This is a genomic window from Brevibacterium litoralis, from assembly GCF_040212315.1.
In the GTDB taxonomy this organism is placed as follows: domain Bacteria; phylum Actinomycetota; class Actinomycetes; order Actinomycetales; family Brevibacteriaceae; genus Brevibacterium; species Brevibacterium litoralis.
Genome location: NZ_JBDIUY010000035.1, coordinates 13,059 through 34,062 on the forward strand (window position 1 = coordinate 13,059; position 21,004 = coordinate 34,062).

General features: G+C 70.8%; 18 protein-coding genes. 11 read left to right on the forward strand and 7 right to left on the reverse strand.

Going from position 1 to position 21,004, the window contains the following annotated elements:
• The first annotated feature begins 91 nt into the window (after positions 1-91).
• A complete protein-coding gene (locus AAD496_RS12070) occupies positions 92-2,512 on the forward strand; it encodes an FdhF/YdeP family oxidoreductase (RefSeq protein ID WP_349829026.1) in 2,421 nt (806 codons plus the stop codon).
• A gap of 331 nt (positions 2,513-2,843) precedes the next feature.
• Entirely contained in the window at positions 2,844-3,149 is a 306-nt protein-coding gene (locus AAD496_RS12075; RefSeq protein WP_349829027.1) for a helix-turn-helix domain-containing protein, read from the forward strand.
• 163 nt (positions 3,150-3,312) lie between these two features.
• Here the strand turns inward: AAD496_RS12075 and AAD496_RS12080 are convergent, their stop codons facing one another.
• From AAD496_RS12080 to moaC, 5 genes are read right to left on the reverse strand one after another with little or no spacing between them, the layout of a single operon-like run.
• Entirely contained in the window at positions 3,313-3,666 is a 354-nt protein-coding gene (locus AAD496_RS12080; protein WP_349829028.1) for a hypothetical protein, read from the reverse strand.
• A 7-nt stretch (positions 3,667-3,673) separates the two neighbouring features.
• Positions 3,674-4,648, reverse strand: coding sequence for a formate dehydrogenase accessory sulfurtransferase FdhD (locus tag AAD496_RS12085; RefSeq protein ID WP_349829029.1), 975 nt, complete (start codon positions 4,646-4,648; stop codon positions 3,674-3,676).
• Positions 4,648-5,745, reverse strand: coding sequence for a ThiF family adenylyltransferase (locus AAD496_RS12090; RefSeq protein ID WP_349829030.1), 1,098 nt, complete (start codon positions 5,743-5,745; stop codon positions 4,648-4,650). The genes AAD496_RS12085 and AAD496_RS12090 overlap by 1 nt, the downstream gene beginning before the upstream one ends.
• Positions 5,746-5,759: 14 nt before the next feature.
• Entirely contained in the window at positions 5,760-6,875 is a 1,116-nt protein-coding gene (locus AAD496_RS12095; RefSeq protein ID WP_349829031.1) for a molybdenum cofactor biosynthesis protein MoaE, read from the reverse strand.
• A complete protein-coding gene (gene moaC / locus AAD496_RS12100) occupies positions 6,872-7,420 on the reverse strand; it encodes a cyclic pyranopterin monophosphate synthase MoaC (protein ID WP_433913768.1) in 549 nt (182 codons plus the stop codon). The genes AAD496_RS12095 and moaC overlap by 4 nt, the downstream gene beginning before the upstream one ends.
• A 190-nt stretch (positions 7,421-7,610) precedes the next feature.
• On the opposite strand from moaC, the gene modA reads away from it, so the two are divergent.
• From modA to AAD496_RS12145, 9 genes are all read left to right on the forward strand, one after another.
• Entirely contained in the window at positions 7,611-8,564 is a 954-nt protein-coding gene (modA, locus tag AAD496_RS12105) for a molybdate ABC transporter substrate-binding protein (protein WP_349829184.1), read from the forward strand.
• Between the two features lie 198 nt (positions 8,565-8,762).
• The gene (moaA, locus tag AAD496_RS12110; RefSeq protein WP_349829033.1) at positions 8,763-9,893 is read left to right on the forward strand and encodes a GTP 3',8-cyclase MoaA; all 1,131 of its coding nucleotides are present in this window, start codon (positions 8,763-8,765) and stop codon (positions 9,891-9,893) included.
• Positions 9,894-9,898: 5 nt separating this feature from the next.
• The gene (locus AAD496_RS12115; RefSeq protein WP_349829034.1) at positions 9,899-10,195 is read left to right on the forward strand and encodes a MoaD/ThiS family protein; all 297 of its coding nucleotides are present in this window, start codon (positions 9,899-9,901) and stop codon (positions 10,193-10,195) included.
• On the forward strand, positions 10,188-12,080 hold the full coding sequence (locus AAD496_RS12120; protein ID WP_349829035.1) for an NTP transferase domain-containing protein: 1,893 nt from the start codon (positions 10,188-10,190) through the stop codon (positions 12,078-12,080). Before AAD496_RS12115 ends, AAD496_RS12120 begins: the two co-directional genes overlap by 8 nt.
• An 85-nt stretch (positions 12,081-12,165) precedes the next feature.
• Positions 12,166-13,209, forward strand: coding sequence for a putative oxygenase MesX (locus AAD496_RS12125; RefSeq protein ID WP_349829036.1), 1,044 nt, complete (start codon positions 12,166-12,168; stop codon positions 13,207-13,209).
• A gap of 79 nt (positions 13,210-13,288) precedes the next feature.
• Complete coding sequence (locus tag AAD496_RS12130; protein WP_349829037.1) at positions 13,289-14,317, forward strand: methionine synthase; 1,029 nt, start codon at positions 13,289-13,291, stop codon at positions 14,315-14,317.
• Positions 14,318-14,559: 242 nt separating this feature from the next.
• Positions 14,560-15,204 carry a MogA/MoaB family molybdenum cofactor biosynthesis protein gene (locus AAD496_RS12135; RefSeq protein WP_349829039.1) on the forward strand — a complete coding sequence of 215 codons (645 nt, stop codon included), beginning with the start codon at positions 14,560-14,562 and terminating at the stop codon, positions 15,202-15,204.
• A 154-nt stretch (positions 15,205-15,358) separates the two neighbouring features.
• Positions 15,359-16,795, forward strand: a complete 1,437-nt coding sequence (locus AAD496_RS12140) for a molybdopterin molybdotransferase MoeA (protein WP_349829040.1) — start codon at positions 15,359-15,361, stop codon at positions 16,793-16,795.
• Positions 16,792-17,577 carry an ABC transporter permease gene (locus tag AAD496_RS12145; RefSeq protein ID WP_349829041.1) on the forward strand — a complete coding sequence of 262 codons (786 nt, stop codon included), beginning with the start codon at positions 16,792-16,794 and terminating at the stop codon, positions 17,575-17,577. The genes AAD496_RS12140 and AAD496_RS12145 overlap by 4 nt, the downstream gene beginning before the upstream one ends.
• 265 nt (positions 17,578-17,842) lie before the next feature.
• Here AAD496_RS12145 and AAD496_RS12150 read toward each other — a convergent pair whose 3' ends face one another.
• Both AAD496_RS12150 and AAD496_RS12155 read right to left on the reverse strand, forming a co-directional pair.
• Positions 17,843-18,595 carry an IclR family transcriptional regulator gene (locus AAD496_RS12150; RefSeq protein WP_349829043.1) on the reverse strand — a complete coding sequence of 251 codons (753 nt, stop codon included), beginning with the start codon at positions 18,593-18,595 and terminating at the stop codon, positions 17,843-17,845.
• A 203-nt stretch (positions 18,596-18,798) separates the two neighbouring features.
• Positions 18,799-20,982, reverse strand: a complete 2,184-nt coding sequence (locus AAD496_RS12155; RefSeq protein WP_349829044.1) for a malate synthase G — start codon at positions 20,980-20,982, stop codon at positions 18,799-18,801.
• Positions 20,983-21,004 lie beyond the last annotated feature (22 nt).

A 21,004-nucleotide genomic window follows, 5' to 3' on the forward strand; every position in this document is an offset into this window, starting at 1 on the left:
GGCTCGTGCGCGTGTTCGGCCCGCTTCGGACCCTGTCGGGCACGGCCCGGCGAACGTACCCTGGAACCATCCCCCGAACGGAAGAGCGGTCATGTCTCTCTCAGGTTTCATCAACAAGGCCAAGGACTTCCTGGGCAGCCCGGACGTCCCCGACATCGACGAGTCGCAGCTGCGGGTCTCGGAGCCCGAGCGGCAGGCCGTGGGCGTGCCGGCCGTCGCCCACGCCATGGAACACGCGGTGCGGGAGATGGGCCCCGCCCGGACGGTGCCAATCCTCCTGGGACTCAACCAGTCCAAGGGCTTCGACTGCATGAGCTGCGCCTGGGCCGACCCGGATGCCGCCGAGCGCAGCCCCTTCGAGTTCTGTGAGAACGGCGCGAAGGCCGTGGCCGCCGAGGCGACCCGCAAGAAGGTCGGTGCCGACTTCTTCCGGCAGCACTCGATCTCCGACCTGGCCATGCACGACGACTACTGGCTCAACCGCCAGGGCCGCCTCACCACCCCGATGTTCAAGGACGAGGGGTCGGACCACTACGTGCCGGTGAGCTGGAAGGAGGCCTTCCGCCTCGTCGCCGACGAGCTGAAGTCCCTCGACGATCCCGACCAGGCGGCCTTCTACACCTCCGGCCGGGCGAGCAACGAGGCGGCCTTCCTGCTGCAGCTGCTCTCCCGCGGGTTCGGGACCAACAACCTGCCGGACTGCTCGAACATGTGCCACGAGTCCTCCGGCACGGCGCTCACCGACACGATCGGGATCGGCAAGGGTTCGGTGTCGCTGCGGGATCTGGAGGACGCGAAGCTCGTCTTCGTCGTCGGCCAGAACCCCGGCACCAACCACCCGCGCATGCTCTCCGCCCTGGAGAAGGTCAAGGAGAGCGGCGGGACGATCGTCGCGGTCAACCCTCTGCCGGAGGCCGGTCTCATCAAGTACCGGAACCCGCAGACCCCCAAGGGTGTGGCGGGCAAGGGTACCGAGATCTCCGATCACTTCCTGCAGGTCCGCCTGGGCGGCGACATGGCACTGTTCCGCGGCTTCGGCAAGGTGCTGCTCGAAGCCGAACGGGCCGGCGAGCACACCATCGGCATGAAGTCCGTCTTCGACCACGCGTTCATCGAGCGCTACGCCGAGGGCTTCGAGGACTGGACCTCCTCCCTCGACGCCACGAGCTGGGCCGACATCGAGGAGGCGACCGGTCTCCCCGAGGCGCGCATCCGCGAGATCGGCCGCCTGCTCCTCGACTCCGACCGCACCTGCGTGTGCTGGGCCATGGGGCTCACACAGCACGTGCACTCGGTGCCGACGATCAAGGAGGTCGTCAACGTCGTCCTCGCCCAGGGCAACATCGGTCGCCCCGGCGCCGGCCTGGTGCCGGTCCGCGGCCACTCGAACGTGCAGGGCGACCGGACGATGGGGATCTTCGAGAAGATGCCCCCGGCCTTCCACGACGCCCTCGACTCCCACTTCGACTTCGTCAGCCCGCGTGAGCACGGCACGGACTCCGTCGAGACGATCCGCCGCATGCGCGACGGGAAGATCCGGTTCTTCCTCGGCCTGGCCGGCAACTTCGTCAAGGCCGCGCCGGACACCCTCGTCACCGAGGCGGCCCTGCGCAACACGGACATGACCGTCCACATCTCGACGAAGCTCAACCACTCGCACTTCGCCACCGGCAAGCGCGCGCTCATCCTGCCCACCCTCGGCCGGACCGACCTGGACTACCAGCGTTCGGGCCTGCAGAAGGTGACCGTCGAGGACTCGATGAGCATGGTCCACGCCTCGACCGGCAAGTTGCAGCCGCCTGCCAAGGACCTCCACTCGGAGCCGGCGATCATCGCGCACATCGCCGCCGAACTCTTCACCGACGGGGACGGGAACCGCCTGCCGGGCACCCCGGACATCGACTGGACGGCCTGTGTGGACGACTACGCGGTGATCCGCGAGCACATCGAGGCCGTCATCCCCGGTTTCGAGGACTTCGAGCGGCGGATCCAGGAGCCCGGCGGGTTCAAGCTGCCGCACGGCCCGCAGGACTCCCGGACCTTCACGACTCCCTCGGGCAAGGCCGTCTTCACCGACGCCCCGCTCGAGTGGCTGCCGGTCCCCGAGGGCCGGGTCATGCTCCAGACCCTGCGCTCGCACGACCAGTTCAACACGACGATCTACGGCAAGGACGACCGCTACCGCGGCATCCACGGTGGCCGTCGCGTCGTGTTCCTCAACCCGCTCGACGCGCAGAAGGCCGGGGTCGCCGAGGGCGACTACGTCGACCTCCACGCCGAGTGGGACGACGACGTCTCCCGGGTCGCCCCGCGCTTCCGCGTCGTCGAGTACGACACGACCGCCGGCTCCGCCGCCGCCTACTACCCGGAGACGAACGTGCTCGTGCCGCTCGACTCCCAGGCTCGCGAGTCCGGCACGCCGACCTCCAAGTCGGTCGTCGTCCGCGTCGAACGCTCGGAGATCCAGGAACCCCTCACCGACGTCGAGGCGGCGCTCCACGCGGTGAACTGAGCTCGCTGCGTCCACCTCCGCCCGCGCCCCCGAGGCGCCCCGGCCCCCGGCACGTCACGTGCCGGGGGCCGCGTCGTTCCCCACCTCGGCAGCGACGGTGCTCGACGACGTGATCCGGAAGGTGCAGTCACTCCCGACGGCCTGATCCTGAACCGGTCGTCAACGGAGACCTCACGAATTCCGCTTCCCGAACGTCTACATGGTGACGGAGTGGATTTCGCGGGAGGAGTGCGCAGTGAACTCGGTGAGCGTAATATCAGATGTAAGTGATGTTCCGCCATGGACGAGCTGTTCGAACGACATCTGGCACAGCTCAAGAAGGGAATCGACGATGGTGAGGACACTTGAAGACCTCCAGAAGCTGCGGCCGGTTGATCCTGTCGCATTCGCCAAGGAAAAGGCGCGACAGGAGCGGTATCTGCGCGCGTGGCAGCTCAAGGAACTCCGCAGGCGCCGGCGAAAGACCCAGGCGCAGATGGCACGGGAGATGCACGTGGGCCAGAACCGGGTCTCCCAGATCGAGTCCGCGCGGATCGACCGTGCCCGGTTGTCCACCCTGCAGCGGTACGCGGAAGCTCTCGGGGGCGAACTCCACGTGGAGATCGCCATCGGCGACGAGCGCTATCCGGTGTCCTGACACCGCCGGGCCTGTGCCTGACGCAGTCCTGGCCTCGGCGTCCTACCGCCCCGATATCGTCGGCGGCCCTCGGAATGTCACCACATATCGAGGGCCGTGAAGGATATCGGGGCGGTTTACCGGGGTCAGCTGGTGGGGTGCCGGGGATCGGGCGGCAATCGATTCAGCCGAGGAGGAGGCCGATGACGCGGGCGATCGCGGTGCCGGTGATCGGGGCGGTGAGGGCGATGACGGAGGCGATGAGCGAGAGCCTGCGCCCCACGTTCTCGATGATCGGCTGCACGGCGGCGAGGAGCGCTGCGACGGTGACGAGCACTCCGGGGACGAAGGCGATCATGATCCGCATGGAGTCGGTACTCGTGAGCACCTCGCCCTCGGTGCCGCCGGAGTTCTCCATGAAGACGCCCATCACCGCGAAGGCGAGGACGGCGAGGACACCGAGGCCCAGCGCGAGCCGGGGCCGCAGCGGGGTGTTCGACGGCTCGGTGTTCGAGGTTTCCGTGTTCGTCTCCGTCACCGGGTGATCACTCCGCTCCATGGTCGTGTCCGGGGTGGCTGATGCGCTCGGGATGGCTGATGCGTTCCGGGTGGCTGTAGGCGTTGAAGGTCCTGCCGCGGTTGAACCCGAGGACGGTGAGGCCCAGTTCCTTGCCCAGGTCGACGGCGAGTGAACTCGGCGCACTCACGGCCGACAGCACGGGGATGCCCGCCATGGCGGCCTTCTGGACGAGTTCGAAGCTCGCCCGACCGGACACCTGGAGGACCGTGTCACGCAGCGGCAGGGCACCCTCGCGCAGAGCCCAGCCGAGCACCTTGTCGACGGCGTTGTGCCGCCCCACGTCCTCCCGGACGACGAGCAGGTCCCCGGCGTTCCCGTCCTCCTCGACCCGGAAGAGGGCCGCTGCGTGTACTCCGCCGGTCGAGTCGAAGACGGCCTGTTCGGCGCGGAGCCGATCCGGCATTTCCAGGAGCGCGGCGGGGGAGACGAAGGGATGTGGGACCCAGTCGCCGTCCTCGTCGATCGTGCCGAAGGAACCGTCCGAGGCGCCGACTCCGTCCGAGGCGCCGACTCCGTCCGCGTCCGTCCCACGGACGAACGGGAAGGCCGACTGCTTGCGGACCGCTTCGATCGAGGCCGTCCCACAGATCCCGCAGGCACTCGACGTGTAGACCTGGCGTGCCCGGTAGAGCACGGGGTTGAAGACGCCGGGCTTCAACTGCACGTTCGCGACGTTGAGGTTGCGGCTGCCGTCGGGGTCGAGCCCGGAGGAGAAATCGACCTCGTGCACCTGGTCGATGTCGGTGAGCACCCCCTCGGACAGCAGGAACCCGAGCACCATCTCCGTGTCGTGGCCGGGGGTGCGCATGCTCACGGAGAACTGTTCCCCGTCGAGCTGGACCTCCAGCGGCTCCTCGCCGGCGAGTTTGTCGGCGCGCGCGTCGACCAGGCCGGTCGCGTCGAACCGGCGGACGCGGGTGCGGGTCGTGAGACGGACCATCAGTACTCCCTTCCGATCCGCCGGACCCAGGCCTCCCAGCCCCCGGCGGTGTCATGAATGGTGGAGTCGTGGGTCTCGGGACCGGACAGGGCGGGTGCCACCGTGCGGAGCGCCTCGGCGGCGCGGGCCGACCGGACCCCCGTCCGGCAGTAGACCCAGACGGGCCGGGACCCGGCGGCGGCGTGGACCGCCGCTGGGTCCGCCTCGACGGTGGCGACGGGGACGTTGACGGACCCCGGCACGGCACCGGCGGCGAACTCCTCCGGCTCCCGGACGTCGACGACGAGGGCGGTCCCGAGCGCGGCGGCCAGCGCCTCGACGGGGTCGGGCTGGTGGATGTCGCGGCCGATGTCGTCGGGCGTCGTGGGCCGGGCGACCCGCGGGTTCCGGGCGACGGGCACCCGGTCCCACTCGGCCGTGAGCATGTCGTAGACGGCGAGCGTGCCGACGAGTGGGTGGCCGATGCCGAGGATGATCTTGAGCGCCTCGGCGGCCATCGCTGTGCCGAGGATCCCGGGCACCGTCCCGATGACCCCGGCCTGTGCACAGGAGGGCACGGACCCCGCCGGGGGAGCGGACGGGAAGACGTCGCGGTAGACGGGGCCGCGGTCGGGGTCGAAGACGCTCAGCTGCCCACCGGTGGCGAGCACCGAGGCCCACACGTGCGGGATCCCGAGCACGGTCGTCGCGTCGGAGACGACGTACCGGGTGGCGAAGTCGTCGCAACCGTCGAGCACGAGGTCGTGGCCGGACAGGAGATCGAGGGCGTTGTCCCTGGTCACACGGTCACGGACGGTGCGGACCTCGACCTCCGGGTTGAGGTCGTCCAGTGCGGCACGGGCGGAGTCGACCTTGTACTCCCCGGTCCGGGACGTCGTGTGCACGACCTGCCGGTGGAGGTTCGAGACCTCCACGCGGTCGTCGTCGACGAGGGTGAGCGTGCCGACGCCGGCCCCGGCGAGGAACAAGGCGGCCGGTGACCCCAGGCCGCCGGCCCCGACGAGGAGCACCCGCGCCCCGGCGAGCTTCCGCTGCCCCTCCGGCCCGACGCCGGGGGTGGCGACCTGCCGCGCGTACCGGGCGGGATCGGGGGTCACTGCAGCACCCATGTTCACTGCAGGCCCACCCAGGTGTGGTCGCCCTCGGCGAAGTACTGCTGCTTCCAGATCGGCACCTCGGCCTTGATCGCGTCGACGAGGTCGCTGCAGCAGGCGAAGGCGGCCTGCCGGTGGGCGCTCGCACACGCGACGACGAGCGCGTCCTCCCCGATGTCCAGGTGCCCGATCCGGTGGGCGGCGTGGATCCGCACGGAGGGGTGGGCCGCGGCCACCGTCGAGACCGTCCTCTCCAGGATCCGCCCGGCGTCCGGGTGGGCGCTGTAGTCGAGCCCGGTGACGCCGGTGCGGCCCTCGTCGTGGTCGCGGATCGTCCCCCGGAACACGACGGAGGCGCCGGTGTGCGCGGTGGTGACGGACGCCTCGGCGGCGACGTGGTCGAGGGGCTCGGTCCCGACGGAGGTGTGGACGACCGCGCCGACACGGGCCTCCTCCGGGTCACGGGTGGCGTCCGCGGAGCCCTGGTTCGGGGCCGCGCCGGAGGCGGAGGCGATACCGGGGGAGGCGACCCCCGGTGCCGTCGGCGCCATGACGAGTTCCGGCCCACGGTCGGGGCCGGTGCGGTTCTCGCGGTGGTCGCGCAGGTCCTCGATCTGCGCCTGGATGTGGTGGACGATCGTGTCGAGGACGGTGATGCCGTCCTTCACCCCACCGCGGGACCCGGACAGGTTGACGACGAAGGTGCGGTCCCGGACCCCGGCGACCCCGCGGGACATGACGGCGAAGTCGACCTTCTGCAACCCGTACTCCCAGATCGCGTGCATGATGCCGGGCACCTGGTAGTCGAGGCGGGCCGCGGTGAGCTGCGGGGTGCGGTCGTCCGGGTTGAGCCCGGTCCCACCGCTCGTCACGATGATCCGCGGGCGGTCGTCCCAGCCCAGTTCCTGCAGGTAGTGGTCGAGTGCGGCACCCACCGGTTCCCCGTCGGGGACGACGACGGGGGCGGGCACCTCGTACCCGAGGCCACGCAGCCAGTCGACGGCCAGAGGACCGGCGGTGTCGGGGTTGTCGCCGCGGGCCGCCGAGGTCGAGGCGACGAGCACGATCGCACTGCGACCGGCCCCGAACCGGGGATCGCGCCGCGGGGGAGTGGCGCCGGGGGTGTAGGTCACGCCTCGGCCTCCTCGGAGGTGCTCGGGGTGGGGGTGCTCGGGGCAGGCTCGGAACCGTGACCCGGGGCCGCCCAGTCGCCGCTCGTCCCCCCGGTCTTCGTGAGCACGCGGGTCTCCGCGACGACGGCGGCCTTGTCGAGCGCCTTGATCATGTCGAACACGGTGAGCGCCGCGACCGAGGCGGCCGTGAGCGCCTCCATCTCGACCCCGGTGACGCCGCGGGTCCGGACGAGGGAACGGATGTGGATCTCCCCGGTGGCCGGCACCTCGGGAGCGGGGGTCTCCGCGGTGTCGGGAGCGTCGCCGAGGCGCCCGCCCGGGGTGATGTCCACCGTGACCTTCGACAGCGGCAGGGGGTGGCAGAGGGGCACGAGCTCGGGGGTGCGCTTGGCGGCCATGATGCCGGCGATGCGGGCGACGGCGACGGCGTCACCCTTGGGCAGGTCCCCGTCGAAGACCTGCGCGACGACCTCGGGCCGGGTGCGGACGACGGCCACGGCCTCGGCGGTGCGGGTCGAGACCGGCTTGTCGCTCACGTCGACCATGTGGGCCGAGCCGTCCTCGCGGACGTGGGTGAGGCGGCCGGAGGCCCGGGCATCGGTGTGCCCGTCGACCGGCGCGACGTGCGCGGACGAGGTCGGGTCGGGGGTCATCGAGCTCCTTGTCGGTGGGTGCCGGGGTGCGGGGATGCGACTTCCGACCAGTCTAGGTCGCGGTGGCTAGGGTGGGTCCGTGATGAAGCCATCTGCACATGTGATCCTTCCCCGTGTGATCCGTGCCCTGTGGTCACGGGTGCGGAGTCGGGCCCGGGCCCGGGTGAGCGCACGGGCGCGGTCACGGGTGCGGCGTCCGGGTGCGGCGCTGTGCGCGCTCGGTCTCGGTGCGGTCCTCACCGGGGGGCTGTCCGGGTGTGCGGCATCCACGGAACGGGGCGACCGGTCGATCACGGTGTTCGCGGCCGCCTCGCTCGCGGAGTCCTTCGAGGAGATCGGGCGGCAGTTCGAGGAGGAGTACGGGGCCGGTGGCGCCACAAGAGAGGAAGCGGGCCCCGTGGAGGTCTCCTTCAACTTCGCGGGGTCGTCGGCCCTGGCGGAGCAACTGCGCTCCGGGGCTCCCGCGGACGTGCTCGCGACGGCGGACGAACGGACGATGGAGCAGGTGGCCGCGGCCGGTCTCGTCGCGGAGTCGGTGCCCTTCGCGACGAACACCCTCACGATCGTCTCCGCGCCGGGCAACCCCCTGGGGATCGCGGGTCCGGAGGACCTGACACGGGAGGAGACCCAGGTGGTCGTGTGCGCACCGCAGGTGCCCTGTGGGGCTGCGACCACGACCGTCATGGAACCCTACGAGGACGCGTTCTCCCCGGTGAGCGAGGAGAACAATGTGACCGATGTGCTCGGGAAGGTGACGAGCGGCCAGGCGGACGCCGGACTGGTCTACGTGACCGACGCGCTCTCCGCCGGCGACACCGTGGAGACGGTGGAATTCCCCTCCGCCGCCGAGGCGGTCAACACCTATCCCATCGCGACCCTCCTCCCGTACGTCGCGGGCGCGGGTCCGGCGGGTGCCGACGGCTCGGAGGATGACGACGCCCAGGAGGTCGACCCGCTCGCGCAGGCCTTCGTCGATTTCGTCCGGGGTCCCGCGGGCCAGACGGTCCTGGAGGATGCCGGGTTCCAGGAACCCTGAACGGACCCGTGAAAGTGAGATGCGGGAAACGCCTCGAGATGACGTCCGCGCGGCGTGCGTCCCGAGGCGATTCCGACATCTCACTTCTCGACCGGCGGTAGGGCCTGAACCGGCGGGTGACGTCACACCCCATGAGATCGGTCGCGATGTGGTGGAACGCCCAGCTACCGTTCCACCTGCGTTGTTAGACTCCCCGGCATGTCCGTACAGCTGGGAATCCCGACCCGCAGGATGCCCGACGACCCGGCGGGTGCGGCCGAACGCGTCCGCGTGGGCCTGGAGGAACGCGCCGGGGACGCCCCGGAAGCAGGAGCCCTGCTCGACCGGTTCGGCCGGGCCGGACAGGACCTGCGGATCTCGCTGACCGACAAGTGCAATCTGCGCTGCAGTTACTGCATGCCCGCCGAGGGCATGGACTGGCTGCCGAAGGACACCCTCCTCACCGTCGACGAGGTGGCCCGGCTGGTCCGCATCGGTGTCCGGGACCTGGGCATCCGGGAGCTGCGACTCACCGGCGGTGAGCCGCTCGTGCGCCCGGACCTCGAAGGGATCATCGGGCGGGTCCGCGCGGAGCACCCCGACCTGCCGATCTCCATCACGACGAACGCCATCGGCCTGACCAGACGCGCGGAGAAGCTGCGCGACGCGGGCCTCTCCCGGATCAACGTCTCCCTCGACTCCATCGACGCGGACACCTTCGCGCACATGACCCGGCGCAATCGTCTGCAGGACGTGCTCGACGGGATCGACGCCGCCTACCGTGCCGGACTCCGACCGCTCAAGATCAACGCCGTCCTCATGAAGGGCGAGAACGACGACCAGGCACCGGAACTCCTGCGCTTCTGCCTGCAGCGGGACCTCGAACTGCGGTTCATCGAGCAGATGCCGCTCGACGGCGAGCACGGATGGACCCGCGAGAACATGGTGACCGCCGAGGAGATCCGGGACTCGCTCGAACCCCACTACGACCTGCGTCCCGATGAGGAACCGCGCGGCGGTGCCCCGGCGGAACGGTGGACCGTCCACGACCGGGAGACCGGCGAACGGCTGGGACGTGTGGGCATCATCGCCTCGGTGACCGAACCCTTCTGCTCGGCCTGCACACGCACCCGCATCACCGCCGAGGGCAAGGTGCGCTCCTGCCTGTTCTCCCACGAGGAGTTCGATCTCGCTGCCGTCATGCGGGCCGGACACTCCGACGCCGCCGTCGAGGAGGTGTGGCGCCGCGCCACCTGGCTCAAGCCACGGGCCCACGGCATGGACCACGTGGGCCTCGACAGTGAGGACTACGTACAGCCGGAACGTTCGATGAGCGCGATCGGAGGATGACGGGGATGACGACGGTGACGGTGCGGTACTTCGCCGCTGCCAAGGCCGCGGCCGGGGCCGCGCAGGAGACGCTCGAGGTGCCGGGCGCCTCGGGCGCGTCCGAGGCCGGCGCGGACCTCCCCCAGGCGGACTTCCGGGCTCTGCTCGTCGCGGCACATCCGGACCCGCCCGCCGGCGAACCGCCCCTGGAGACGGTCCTGCCGCAGTGCTCGTTCCTGGTCGACGGCGTGACCCTGCTCGACGGCGACCCCGTGCCGACGGGCGTGACGGTCGACGTGCTCCCGCCCTTCTCCGGTGGCTGAGCCGGTGGGTGGCGCGCGGAGGTTCGGCGCGGTGATCCTCGCCGGTGGCCGCTCCTCCCGGCTCGGTGGCGTCGACAAGGCGACGCTCGCTCTCCCCGTCGACCGGGCAGTTCCTCCCGCTGACCGGGCGGTTCCTGCCGCCGTCGAAGCGCCCCGCACCCTCGTCGCCCACGCCGTCGCGCAAGTGGCCGGGCAGGGTGTGGACCCGGCGCACATCGTCGTCGTCGGCCCCGACTCCCTGCGTGACCACCTGCCGGAGGCCGTCCGCGTGGTCCGGGAATCCCCGCCCTTCGCCGGACCCGCCGCTGCGGTCGCCGCAGGGGCACGGGAGCTGTCGGGCGTCGGCCTCGACCACGTCTACGTCCTCGCCTGCGACATGCCGCAGGTGGATGCGGCCTTGCGTGCACTGCGTGAGGCGGCGGCGGATTCCGCTGCCGACGTCCTGCTCGCCCGCACCGTTGACCAGGACGGTCGTGTGGGGGAGCGAGAGCCGGGTTTCGTCCAGTTCCTCCTCGGTCTCGTGCGCGCGGAGGTACTTGCGGCCCGGGCGGCCACCGACGACTTCGTGAACGCCCCGGCCAAGGCGCTCTACCGCGGACTGGACGTCGCCCACGTCGACGTCGAGCCGGCTGTCGGTGACGACGTGGACACGTGGAGCGCGGCGGCCGGGTTCGGCCTGTCCGCGACACATCCGACCTGGTCACAGGCCATGCACGTGGCCGCCTCGTGCGTCGGGGCGCTCCCGGTCGAGCACGTCTCCCTGCGGGAGGCCGTCGGGCGCGTGACCGGGGAGGAAGTCCTGGCCGTGCGGGCCGTGCCGCACTACGACTCCTCGGCGATGGACGGCTTCGCGGTGTCCGGTCCGGGCCCGTGGGTCCTCGACGACCGTCCGGCCGACACCGCACACGGGGCCGGAGCGTCCTTGGCGCCAGGTTCGGCCCGTCGCATCCTCACCGGGGGAGCGATGCCGGGCTGCGCCACGGGCGTCGTGCGATCGGAGTTCGCCCTGGTGGAGGCGGGTGTCGACGGCGCCGACCCGCTCGTTCGTCCGAGGCCCGACTGCCCCGATTCCGAAATGGAGCCCGGCCGGCACATCCGGCGGGCCGGGCGTGAGGCACAGCCCGGCGACCTGGTCGTTCCACGTGAAACGGTCGTGACGCCGGCCCATGTCGCATATGCCGCGGTCAACGGGTTCGACACGCTGCCGGTCGTGCGGACGCCACGCGTGGCACTCCTCTACACCGGCGATGAGGTGCTCACCTCCGGTGTGCCGGAGGCCGGGCAGGTCCGGGACGCCTTCGGGCCACAGATGTCGTGGACGGTGGGGCGCCTCGGCGGCGCGGTGGTCGCGGAGGAACGGATCGGCGATACCGCAGAGGCGACCCGGGCAGCGCTGGAGCGGTTCGGGGCGCTCGGCGTCGACGTCGTCGTGACGACGGGGGCGACCGGGCGGTCGGACGCCGACCACGTCCGTCGCGTCGTCGAGGCATGGGAGGGGTTCCGCCCGGTGTTCCCCGAGATCGACGTGCGCCCGGGCCATCCGACGATGATCGGGTTCCTGGGCGGCCCCGTGCACGTGGGCCTCCCGGGGAACCCGCTCGCGGCGATGGTGGCGCTCCGGCTGGTGCTCGTGCCCGTGCTGCGGTCCCTGCGGGGGCTGCCCGCGGCCGAGGTGCCCGCCGTTCCGCTCGCCACCGACCACCCGGCGTGGAAGGTGGACAAGATCGTGCCGGGACGTCGCCTCCCGGACGGGGCGTGGGAGCCGGTGGGCGCGGCAGGGTCGAACATGCTCCGCGGGCTTGCCGAGGCCGATGGCCTGCTCGTCCTGCCGAAGGAGGGTGCGGCCCGGGGAGAACGGGTCGGGTTCCTCGATCTTCCCTGGTGAGCGGACATGACGTTTTGCGAGCATCCGTGACGAGTGGATGACGACGGTGGGTCCGTGACGCCCGCCGTGGCCTAGCGTGGGGGTCATGGAGGAATATTTCAGGTTCAGTGTCCGCACCACCCGGTTCGACGAGGACTACACCCCCTCGTCCACGTCCCGGTACACGACGAACTTCGCGAATCTCGCGCGCGGTGAGCGTAGGCAGGAGAACCTGCGTGCGGTCCAGCGGATGATCGACGAACGTTTCAACGCGCTGGCCGGTGCGCTCACCGACGTGGACGATGCGGATGGTGAGCACCCGGATCGGTACTCCGTCGAGCTCGACATCGTCTCGGTGGACATCCACCTCGGTGATGACGACGCCGGGGACGGCGAGGGGTCCGGCTTCCCCCTCATCGAGATGCTCGACGTGCACGTTCTCGATCGGCACACCGGTGTACGGACCCCCGGGATCACGGGGAACAACTTCTCCTCGTACGTCCGCGACTACGACTTCAGCGTGGTCCTGCCGGCGTTCAAGGCCTCCCTCTCCGGTGGGTCGGGAGGCCCCGGCGGGTCCGGTGGTGGTGTCCCGGAGGATTTCGGGGACCTGCACGGACGTCTGTTCCGCGCCTTCCTGCGGTCCGGTGCCTACCGGGAACGGTTCTCGGATTCCCCGGTGGTCTGCATCAGCGTGTCGACGTCTCGGACCTATCGCCGCACCGGGTTCGTCCACCCGGTCCTCGGTGTCGAGTACCGGCAGGACGACTCCTCCCTCACCGACGACTACTTCGGGCGGATGGGGATGGAGGTCCGGTATTTCATGCCCCGCGGGTCCGCCGCCCCCTTGGCGTTCTATCACTGCGGTGACCTGCTCACCGGCCACTCCGACCTGGCCCTCATCGGCACGATCAGCACGATGGAGGCGTTCCAGCGGATCTACCGGCCGGAGATCTACAACTCGACCGTTCCGGCAGGCGAGGTCTTCCGCCCGCGCCTCGACAATCCCGACCATGCGCCGACCGGCATCGTCTACGACCGTGAGGAGCGCAGCCGACTGGGCATGGAGCAGGGTCGGTTCGCCGCGGAGCACTTCATCCGTCCGCACCGGGAGTTCCTCGACCGGTGGATGGCCGGAACGACCGTCTGATACAGCGACCGACCGAACCGCGACCGTCCGAACTGCTCGCGTGAAGAGCCGCGCTCGTGAAGAACAAGGAGAACTCCCGATGAATGCACTTCTGCCCACTGCCGCCCCGGGCAGTCTGCCCAAGCCCGTCTGGCTCGCGGAGCCGGAGCAGCTCTGGTCGCCCTGGAAGCTCGAGGGCGACGCCCTGGCGGAAGGGCGGCGTGACGCGCTGTTCCTCTCCGCCGACGAGCAGCGTGCCGCCGGCATCGACATCGTGACCGACGGGGAACAGACCCGCCAGCACTTCGTCACGACGTTCATCGAGCACCTCGACGGCGTGGATTTCGAGAATCGTAAGACCGTGCGGATCCGTGATCGGTACGACGCGAGTGTGCCGACCGTCGTCGGTCCGGTGCGCCGGGAGCGTCCGGTCTTCGTCGAGGACGCCAAGGCCCTGCGTGCGCGGACCGACCGGCCGATCAAGTGGGCGCTGCCCGGTCCGATGACGATGATCGACACGCTCGCCGACACGTACTACGGCAGTCGGGAGGAGCTCGCCCGGGAGTTCGCCGCGATCCTCAACGAGGAGGCGGAGGAGCTGGAGGCCGCCGGGGTCGACATCATCCAGTTCGACGAACCGGCCTTCAACGTCTTCTTCGACGACGTGAAGGACTGGGGCGTGGAGACGCTCGAGCGCGCGGCCGAGGGTCTGCGCTGCGAGACGCTCGTGCACATCTGCTACGGCTACGGGATCAAGGCGAACACCGACTGGAAGGCCGGTCTGGGCGACGAGTGGCGACAGTACGAGGAATCGTTCCCGCTGTTGCAGCGGTCCTCGATCGACGGGGTCTCGTTGGAGTGCCACAACTCGCACGTCCCTGTCGACCTCGTGGAACTGCTGCGGGGCAAGAAGGTGTGGCTCGGCGCCATCGATGTCGCGAACAGCGCGGTCGAGACACCCGAGGAGGTCGCCGCCACCCTGCGGACGGCTCTGCCCTTCGTCGACGCGGACAAGCTGGTGGCGAGCACCAACTGCGGGATGGCTCCCCTCCCACGCTACGTCGCCGAGGAAAAGCTCCGTGCTCTCGTCGCCGGCGCCGCGATCGTCCGCGCCGAGCTGGAGGCCTGAGGAGCGAAGACGAGTTCCAGTGTGGACGGATTGGCGTCGACGCGGGGGTGAAACGCCAAACGTTCCACACTGGAATGCGGGTCGTACTCATGAACCGCGGTGCCTGTGAGCTGGGAAGATGACGGCGACCTCACCTGGGCGGGTGCGGGGGTGACGCGGCGGGGATACCGTGGCAGCACCACGCCGACCGTGATCCAGGACACGTTCTGTGCCGCGCACCCATATCACCCTGAGGGAGTGACATGCCCGCCGTCCCGACCTCCGAATCCACTCGGCTCCGTATCGCTGAGACACGAGCCGAGGCACGTGCCGAGGCGACCGCCACGGACCGCGTCCCGGTACACCCGCTCCTGGGTGCCGGTCGGTCCGCCGAGGTGGTCGTCGTCTCCGACCGGGTGGCCCGTGGGGACCGGGAACCGTCCGGCGGACGTCTGCTCGTCGAGTGGCTCCGCGGTCTCGGATACGACTGCGGTGGCCCCACGATCGTCGCCGAAGGAGCCGACGGGCAGGCCGCGCGCCCCGTCCTCGAAAGGCTCCTCGCGCCCCGGGGCGTCGGGGACACGGGGGAGTCCCGTGTCGATCCCGAACTCCGTGCACCGCGCCTCGTCGTCACCACCGGTGGCACCGGGATCGCGCCCCGTAACCGCATCCCGGAGATCACCCGCGACCTCGTCGAGTTCGAGGTCCCCGGAATCCAGCAGGCGCTCCTCGACCACGGTCTGCGCAACACTCCCCATGCCGCACTCGGGCGTGGGATCGCAGGGGTTCGCGGTGCCACTCTCCTCGTGAATCTGCCCGGTTCGAACGGCGGTGTACGGGACGGGATCGCGGTCCTCACACCTCTCCTGCCGCAGGTCCAGTCCCAGCTCGAGGACGATTGCGGCTGACCTCTCGTCCTACTCGCCCGATCGCAAGCTGAAGTAGCGGGAGCTACTGCCCGGTCGACGATCGGAACCGGTACGGGAGCGCCCAGTCGATGGTAGGGAGCGCCCACTCGAGGGTTCGGGACGGGGCCGGGACGGCGGCACTAGACTTCCGGCCATGACGGCAGCAGGCGACACCCCGCACACGGACCCCGCCCGGGCACAGGCCGCACCCGCCTCCGCGCCTGTTCCCGTCGACGAGTACCGGCGTCGTGTGGCGGCCCTGGTCGAACCCCTGTTCAGCACGGAGACGGCCACCGTCCTCGCCCTCGCGACAGAGCCCGTCCCCCGGATCGCCGCCGCCGATGTCCACAGTGCCGTCGCAGTCCCGCCCTTCGACAACTCCCAGATGGACGGATTCGCGATCGATGCGGCCGCGCTGCTCTCCCTCCCCGCGGACGACCGCCACACCCTCCTCACCACGGGACTCCCACAGGCCCCGATGATCGCCGCCGGCCAGAGTGCGACCACGCTGGCCCCAGGCCACGTCGCTCCCGTCATGACGGGTGCCCCGCTGCCCGCCGGCGCCGACGCGGTCATCCCCGTCGAACGGGTCACCGGCCCCGGCACCCCCACGACCTTCCCACCCGCCGAGGCGCCCGTGCTCTTCGACCCCGCGGCCGTCCTCGCAGAACTCCGCTCCGCGTTGAACGTCCGCGCCACGGGCTCCGACACCGCACCCGGCGACCGCCTTGTCCGCGCCGGGGATGCGCTTTTCCCGGCTCACCTGGGACTTCTCGCCTCCTGCGGCATCCCCGAGGTCGAGGTGCGCGCACCCCTGCGCGTCCTCGTCCTCACGACCGGCGACGAGGTCGTCCCCCTCTCCGCTGTGAGCACCCACCCGACACCCGCCGCACCCACGCCTACTGACGCCCGCATCCACGATGCCAACGGCCCCGCCGTCTCCGCCGCGCTCGCCGCGGCCGGCGCCGAGGTCGTCGACCTCCTCCACGTCCCCGACGACCCGCAGGCTCTCCTCGACGCTGTGGGTCTGCGCGCCGGCGCCGTCGACCTCGTCGTCTCCATGGGCGGCGTCTCGATGGGGGAGCGCGAGGTCGTGAAGCTCGCGGCCGCCGCTGACCCCGCTTCCGCGATGACCTTCACGAAGGTCGCCCTGCAGCCCGGCGGGCCCCAGGCGCTCGGCACCCTCGCCGGCCTCCCGTGGATCGGTCTGCCCGGTAATCCGGTGTCGTCCCTGGTGAGCATCGAGATGTTCCTCCGCCCGGTACTCCTGCCGGCGAACACCGCTCCCGAGGCGCCCTCCCGTCCCCGTATCCGCGCCGTCCTGCAGCCCGACGACACCCCTGCCGGCACCACTACCGGGCTCCGGACGCCGCTCGCCACCTCCCCTGCCGGGAAACTGCAGGTGAGGCGGGCCGTCCATACCGTCGAACCACGACCCGACGGCACGCACGCCGACGTCGTCCGCCTGGTCTCCGGCCCGAGCTCCCACCTGCTCGGCGCCTATGCGGCCTCGAACGCGCTCGCCCTGGTCCCCGCGGACGTCACCGAGGTGCACGCCGGGGACGTCCTCGACGTCCTGCTCCTCGCATGAGGTTCACCACCGGACGTCTTCCCTGGTGGGTCCTGGCCATCGGGGTCCTGGGCTTCGTCTTCCTCGTCCTGCCGGTCGTCGGTCTGGTCTCGCAGCTCGACCTCGCGCGTGTGCCCGGCCTGCTCACCAGCGAATCCGCGCTCGTGGCGCTCCGTCTCTCCGTCGTCACGGCACTCGCGACGACGGCTCTCTGCCTGCTCCTCGGTGTGCCGCTGGGGCTCGTCCTCGCCCGCGGTCGGTTCCCGGGTCGCCGGATCGCGCGGACCGCGGTGCTCCTCCCGCTCGTCCTCCCGCCGGTCGTCGGCGGCATCGCGCTGCTCCACACCTTCGGTCGGGTGGGCCTGGTGGGGCCGATGCTGGAAGCGGGCGGACTCACGATCGCCTTCTCGACGGTCGCGGTCGTCATCGCCCAGACCTTCGTCGCACTGCCTTTCATGGTGCTCACCGTCGAAGGGGCACTGCGCGGGCGCTCGGACGACCCCGAACGGATGGCCACCGGGCTGGGCGCGGGCCCCACGACCGTGTTCCTCTCGGTGACCCTGCCGATGCTGCGCCCGGCTCTCGTCTCCGGGACGGTCCTGTGCTTCGCCCGTGCGCTCGGGGAGTTCGGCGCGACCATCGCCTTCGCGGGGTCCCTGCAGGGCGTCACCCGCACGCTGCCACTGGAGATCTACCTGCAACGCGAGACGGATCCGGCCGGTGCCGTCGCCCTGTCCTTGCTGCTCGTGGCCGTCGCGACCGTCATCGTCCTCGTCGCCTATCCCACCCGCGCCCGCCGCTGAGCGGACCACGGCCCGGACCCCGGCACCCCGACTGCGGCACCTCACCGCCGCTGCCGAGGCGCCCTGCAGGGCACCTCGGGCGCGGACCCGGCATGGAACCGCCCTGATCCACCATGGAACCACCCCGGCAGTGTTCAACGCCGCCCCAATCCCGGCACCCCGCCCCGATATCGTGCACGGCCCTCGATATGTCGGCACATCTCGAGGGCCGTGCACGATATCGGGGTGGAACTGTATAGGCGGTGGGATGCCGGGGTTGGGGCAATCAGTCCAGCGGGCGCTGGGCGATACGGCGGGCGGTGTCGCGCAGGAGAGGGACGGCCCGGTCGCGGAAGCGGTCGTCCACACGGGTCTCGGGGCCGGACACGGAGATGGCGGTGGGGGTGGGCATGCCCGGGACGGGGACGGCGAAGCAGCGGACCCCGATCTCCTGCTCGTTGTCGTCGACGGCGAATCCGCGGGCGCGGATCCGGGTGAGTTCCTCGCGCAGCGTGCCGAGGGTGCCGATGCTGTGCTCGGTGGCGACCGGCATGCCGGCGGAGGTGACGATCTCCTCGACGTGGCGGTCGGTGAGCTGGGCGAGGATCGCCTTGCCGACACCGGAGGTGTGCGCGTGGACGCGTCGTCCCACCTCGGTGAACATTCGCATCGAGTGGGCGGAGGGGACCTGGGCAACATAGGTGACCCGGTCGTCGTCGAGGATCGCCATGTTGGCCGTCTCCCCGAGTTCCTCGACGAGGCCGGCGAGGTGCGGGCGCGCCCAGGCCCCCAACTGCTGTCCGGCGCTCTCCCCGAGTCGGACGAGGCCCGGGCCCAGGCTGTAGTGCTTGTTCGGCAGCTGCCGGAGGTAGCCGGAGGCCACGAGGGTCCGCAGGAGTCGGTGGATGGTCGGCAGGGGGAGGGACACCTCCTCGGCGAGGTGCGAGATCGTCGTCTCCCCACCGGCGACGGCGATCCGTTCGAGGAGGAGGAAGGCACGGTCGACGGACTTCACACCACCGGTGTTGTTCGCGACCACCCGTGTTCTCCTCGGTTTCGATTCTCGGACTTGACTGTGTCGGACAGCGACAGGACCGTGCGGTACGGACTGCCCGGTCGACGGTAGGGAGCGCCCAGTCGACGGTACGGACAGCAGGTGTCGGATTCCGCCGCCGGTGCCGACCACGCCCGTGAGGGGTGGCCGGCACCGGCGGACCGGGACCGATCGACCGCGCAGCGACATCAACCGCGCTGTGCGGCCTTCTTCTCCCGGCGGATGCGGTGAAGGATCGGCTCCGTGTAGCCGCTGGGCTGCGTGGTGCCCTCGACGATGAGCTCGCGGGCCGCCTGGTAGGCCAGACCGCCGACACCCTCGGGTGCGAGCGTCTCGTAGGCGGCGTCACCGGCGTTCTGCGCATCGACGACGGCGGACAGACGCAGGAGCGCCTCGTCGACCTGCTCGATCGTGATGACCTCGTGGGCCAGCCAGTTGGCGAGCAGCTGGCTGGAGATGCGCAGGGTCGCGCGGTCCTCCATGAGGGCGACGTCGTGGATGTCCGGCACCTTCGAGCAGCCGACACCCTGGTCGATCCAGCGGACCACGTAGCCGAGGATCGACTGGACGTTCTCGTCGATCTCCGACTGCTTCTCCTCGGGCGTGAGCGTCGAGGCGTCGCCGAGCGGCGGCACCAGGACCGCGTCGACCGACCGCGGCGTGCGGGAGGAGATCTCCTGCTGCACGGCGAAGGCGTCGACCTGGTGGTAGTGGAGGGCATGGAGCGTCGCGGCGGTGGGCGAGGGCACCCAGGCGGCGGTGGCGCCGGCCTTCACGTGGCCGATCTTCGCCACCAGCATGTCCGCCATGAGGTCCGGCATGGCCCACATGCCCTTGCCGATCTGGGCGGTCCCGGTGAACCCGGTGGCCAGACCCGTGTCGACGTTGGCGTCCTCGTATGCGGCCAGCCAGCCCTGGGACTTCATGGTGGCCTTGCGGACCATCGGCCCCGCCTGCATGGAGGTGTGGATCTCGTCGCCGGTGCGGTCGAGGAAGCCGGTGTTGATGAACACGACGCGGTCGGAGGCGGCGGCGATGCAGGCCTTGAGGTTGACCGTCGTGCGGCGCTCCTCGTCCATGATGCCGATCTTCAGGGTGCCGGCACCCAGACCGAGCAGGTCCTCGACGCGGGCCAGCGTCTCGACGGCGAAGGCGACCTCGTCGGGGCCGTGCATCTTGGGCTTCACGATGTACATGGAGCCGGTGCGGGAGTTGCCCGAGGCGTCGCGCAGACCCGGCAGTGCGCCGAGCGTCGTGAGGACGGCGTCGAGGATGCCCTCGGGCACCTCGTTGCCCTCGGCGTCGAGCACGGCGTCGGTGGTCATGAGGTGACCGACGTTGCGGACGAACAGGAGCGAGCGGCCCGACAGCGTGAGCGCGGAGCCGTCGGCGGCCGTGTACTCACGGTCGGCGGCGAGGCTGCGGGTGAAGGTCTTCCCGCCCTTCGTCACCTCCTCCGAGAGCTCACCGCAGGCGAGGCCCGCCCAGTTGTGGTAGCACAGCGCCTTGTCCTCGGCGTCGACGGCGGCCACGGAGTCCTCGAGGTCGACGATCGTCGTGACGGCCGACTCGATGACGAGGTCCTGAACACCGGCGGCATCGGTCGAGCCGATGTTTCCCGCGCGATCGATGACGATGTCGAGGTGGAGGCCGTTGTGGCGCAGGAGGACGTCGGTGGGCGCCTCGGCGTCGCCCGCGTGACCACGGAACACGGCCGGGTCGGCCGGGGCGGTGACGGTGCCGTCGGTGAGCTCGACGGCGAGAGCGCCGTCGACGACGCGGTAGGCGGCGGCGTCGACGTGCGAGCCGGTGGCGAGCGGAGCGGCCTCGTCGAGGACCTCCCGGGCCTTCGCGATGACGGCCGCGCCGCGGACCGGGTTGTAGCCCTCACCCGGGGCCAGGTCGCCCTCGGAGGAGATCGCGTCGGTGCCGTAGAGGGCGTCGTAGAGGGAACCCCAGCGGGCGTTGGCGGCGTTGATGGCGAATCGGGCGTTCGTCACCGGCACGACGAGCTGGGGGCCCGCCTGCGAGGTGATCTCCTCGTCGACGCCGGAGGTGGTGATCGTGAAGTCCTCGGGCTCCGGCACGAGGTAGCCGATCTCCGTGAGGAAGGCCTTGTAGGCCTCCGGGTCGGGCTGGCCCGGGTTCGCCCGGTGGTACTCGTCGATCTTCGCCTGGATGTCGTCGCGGACCGCCAGGAGTTCGCGGTTGCGCGGGGCGAGGTCGGCGAGGATCGAGGCGAGGCCGGACCAGAAGGTGTCCGCGTCGATGCCGGCGGCCGGGAGCGCCTCGGACTCGACGTAGGACAGGAGCGGGGCGGCGACCTGCAGGCCGGCGCGCTCCTCGGTGGGCTGCGTGGACGTGGCTGTCATGACTGCTCCGTGGGGTGTCGGT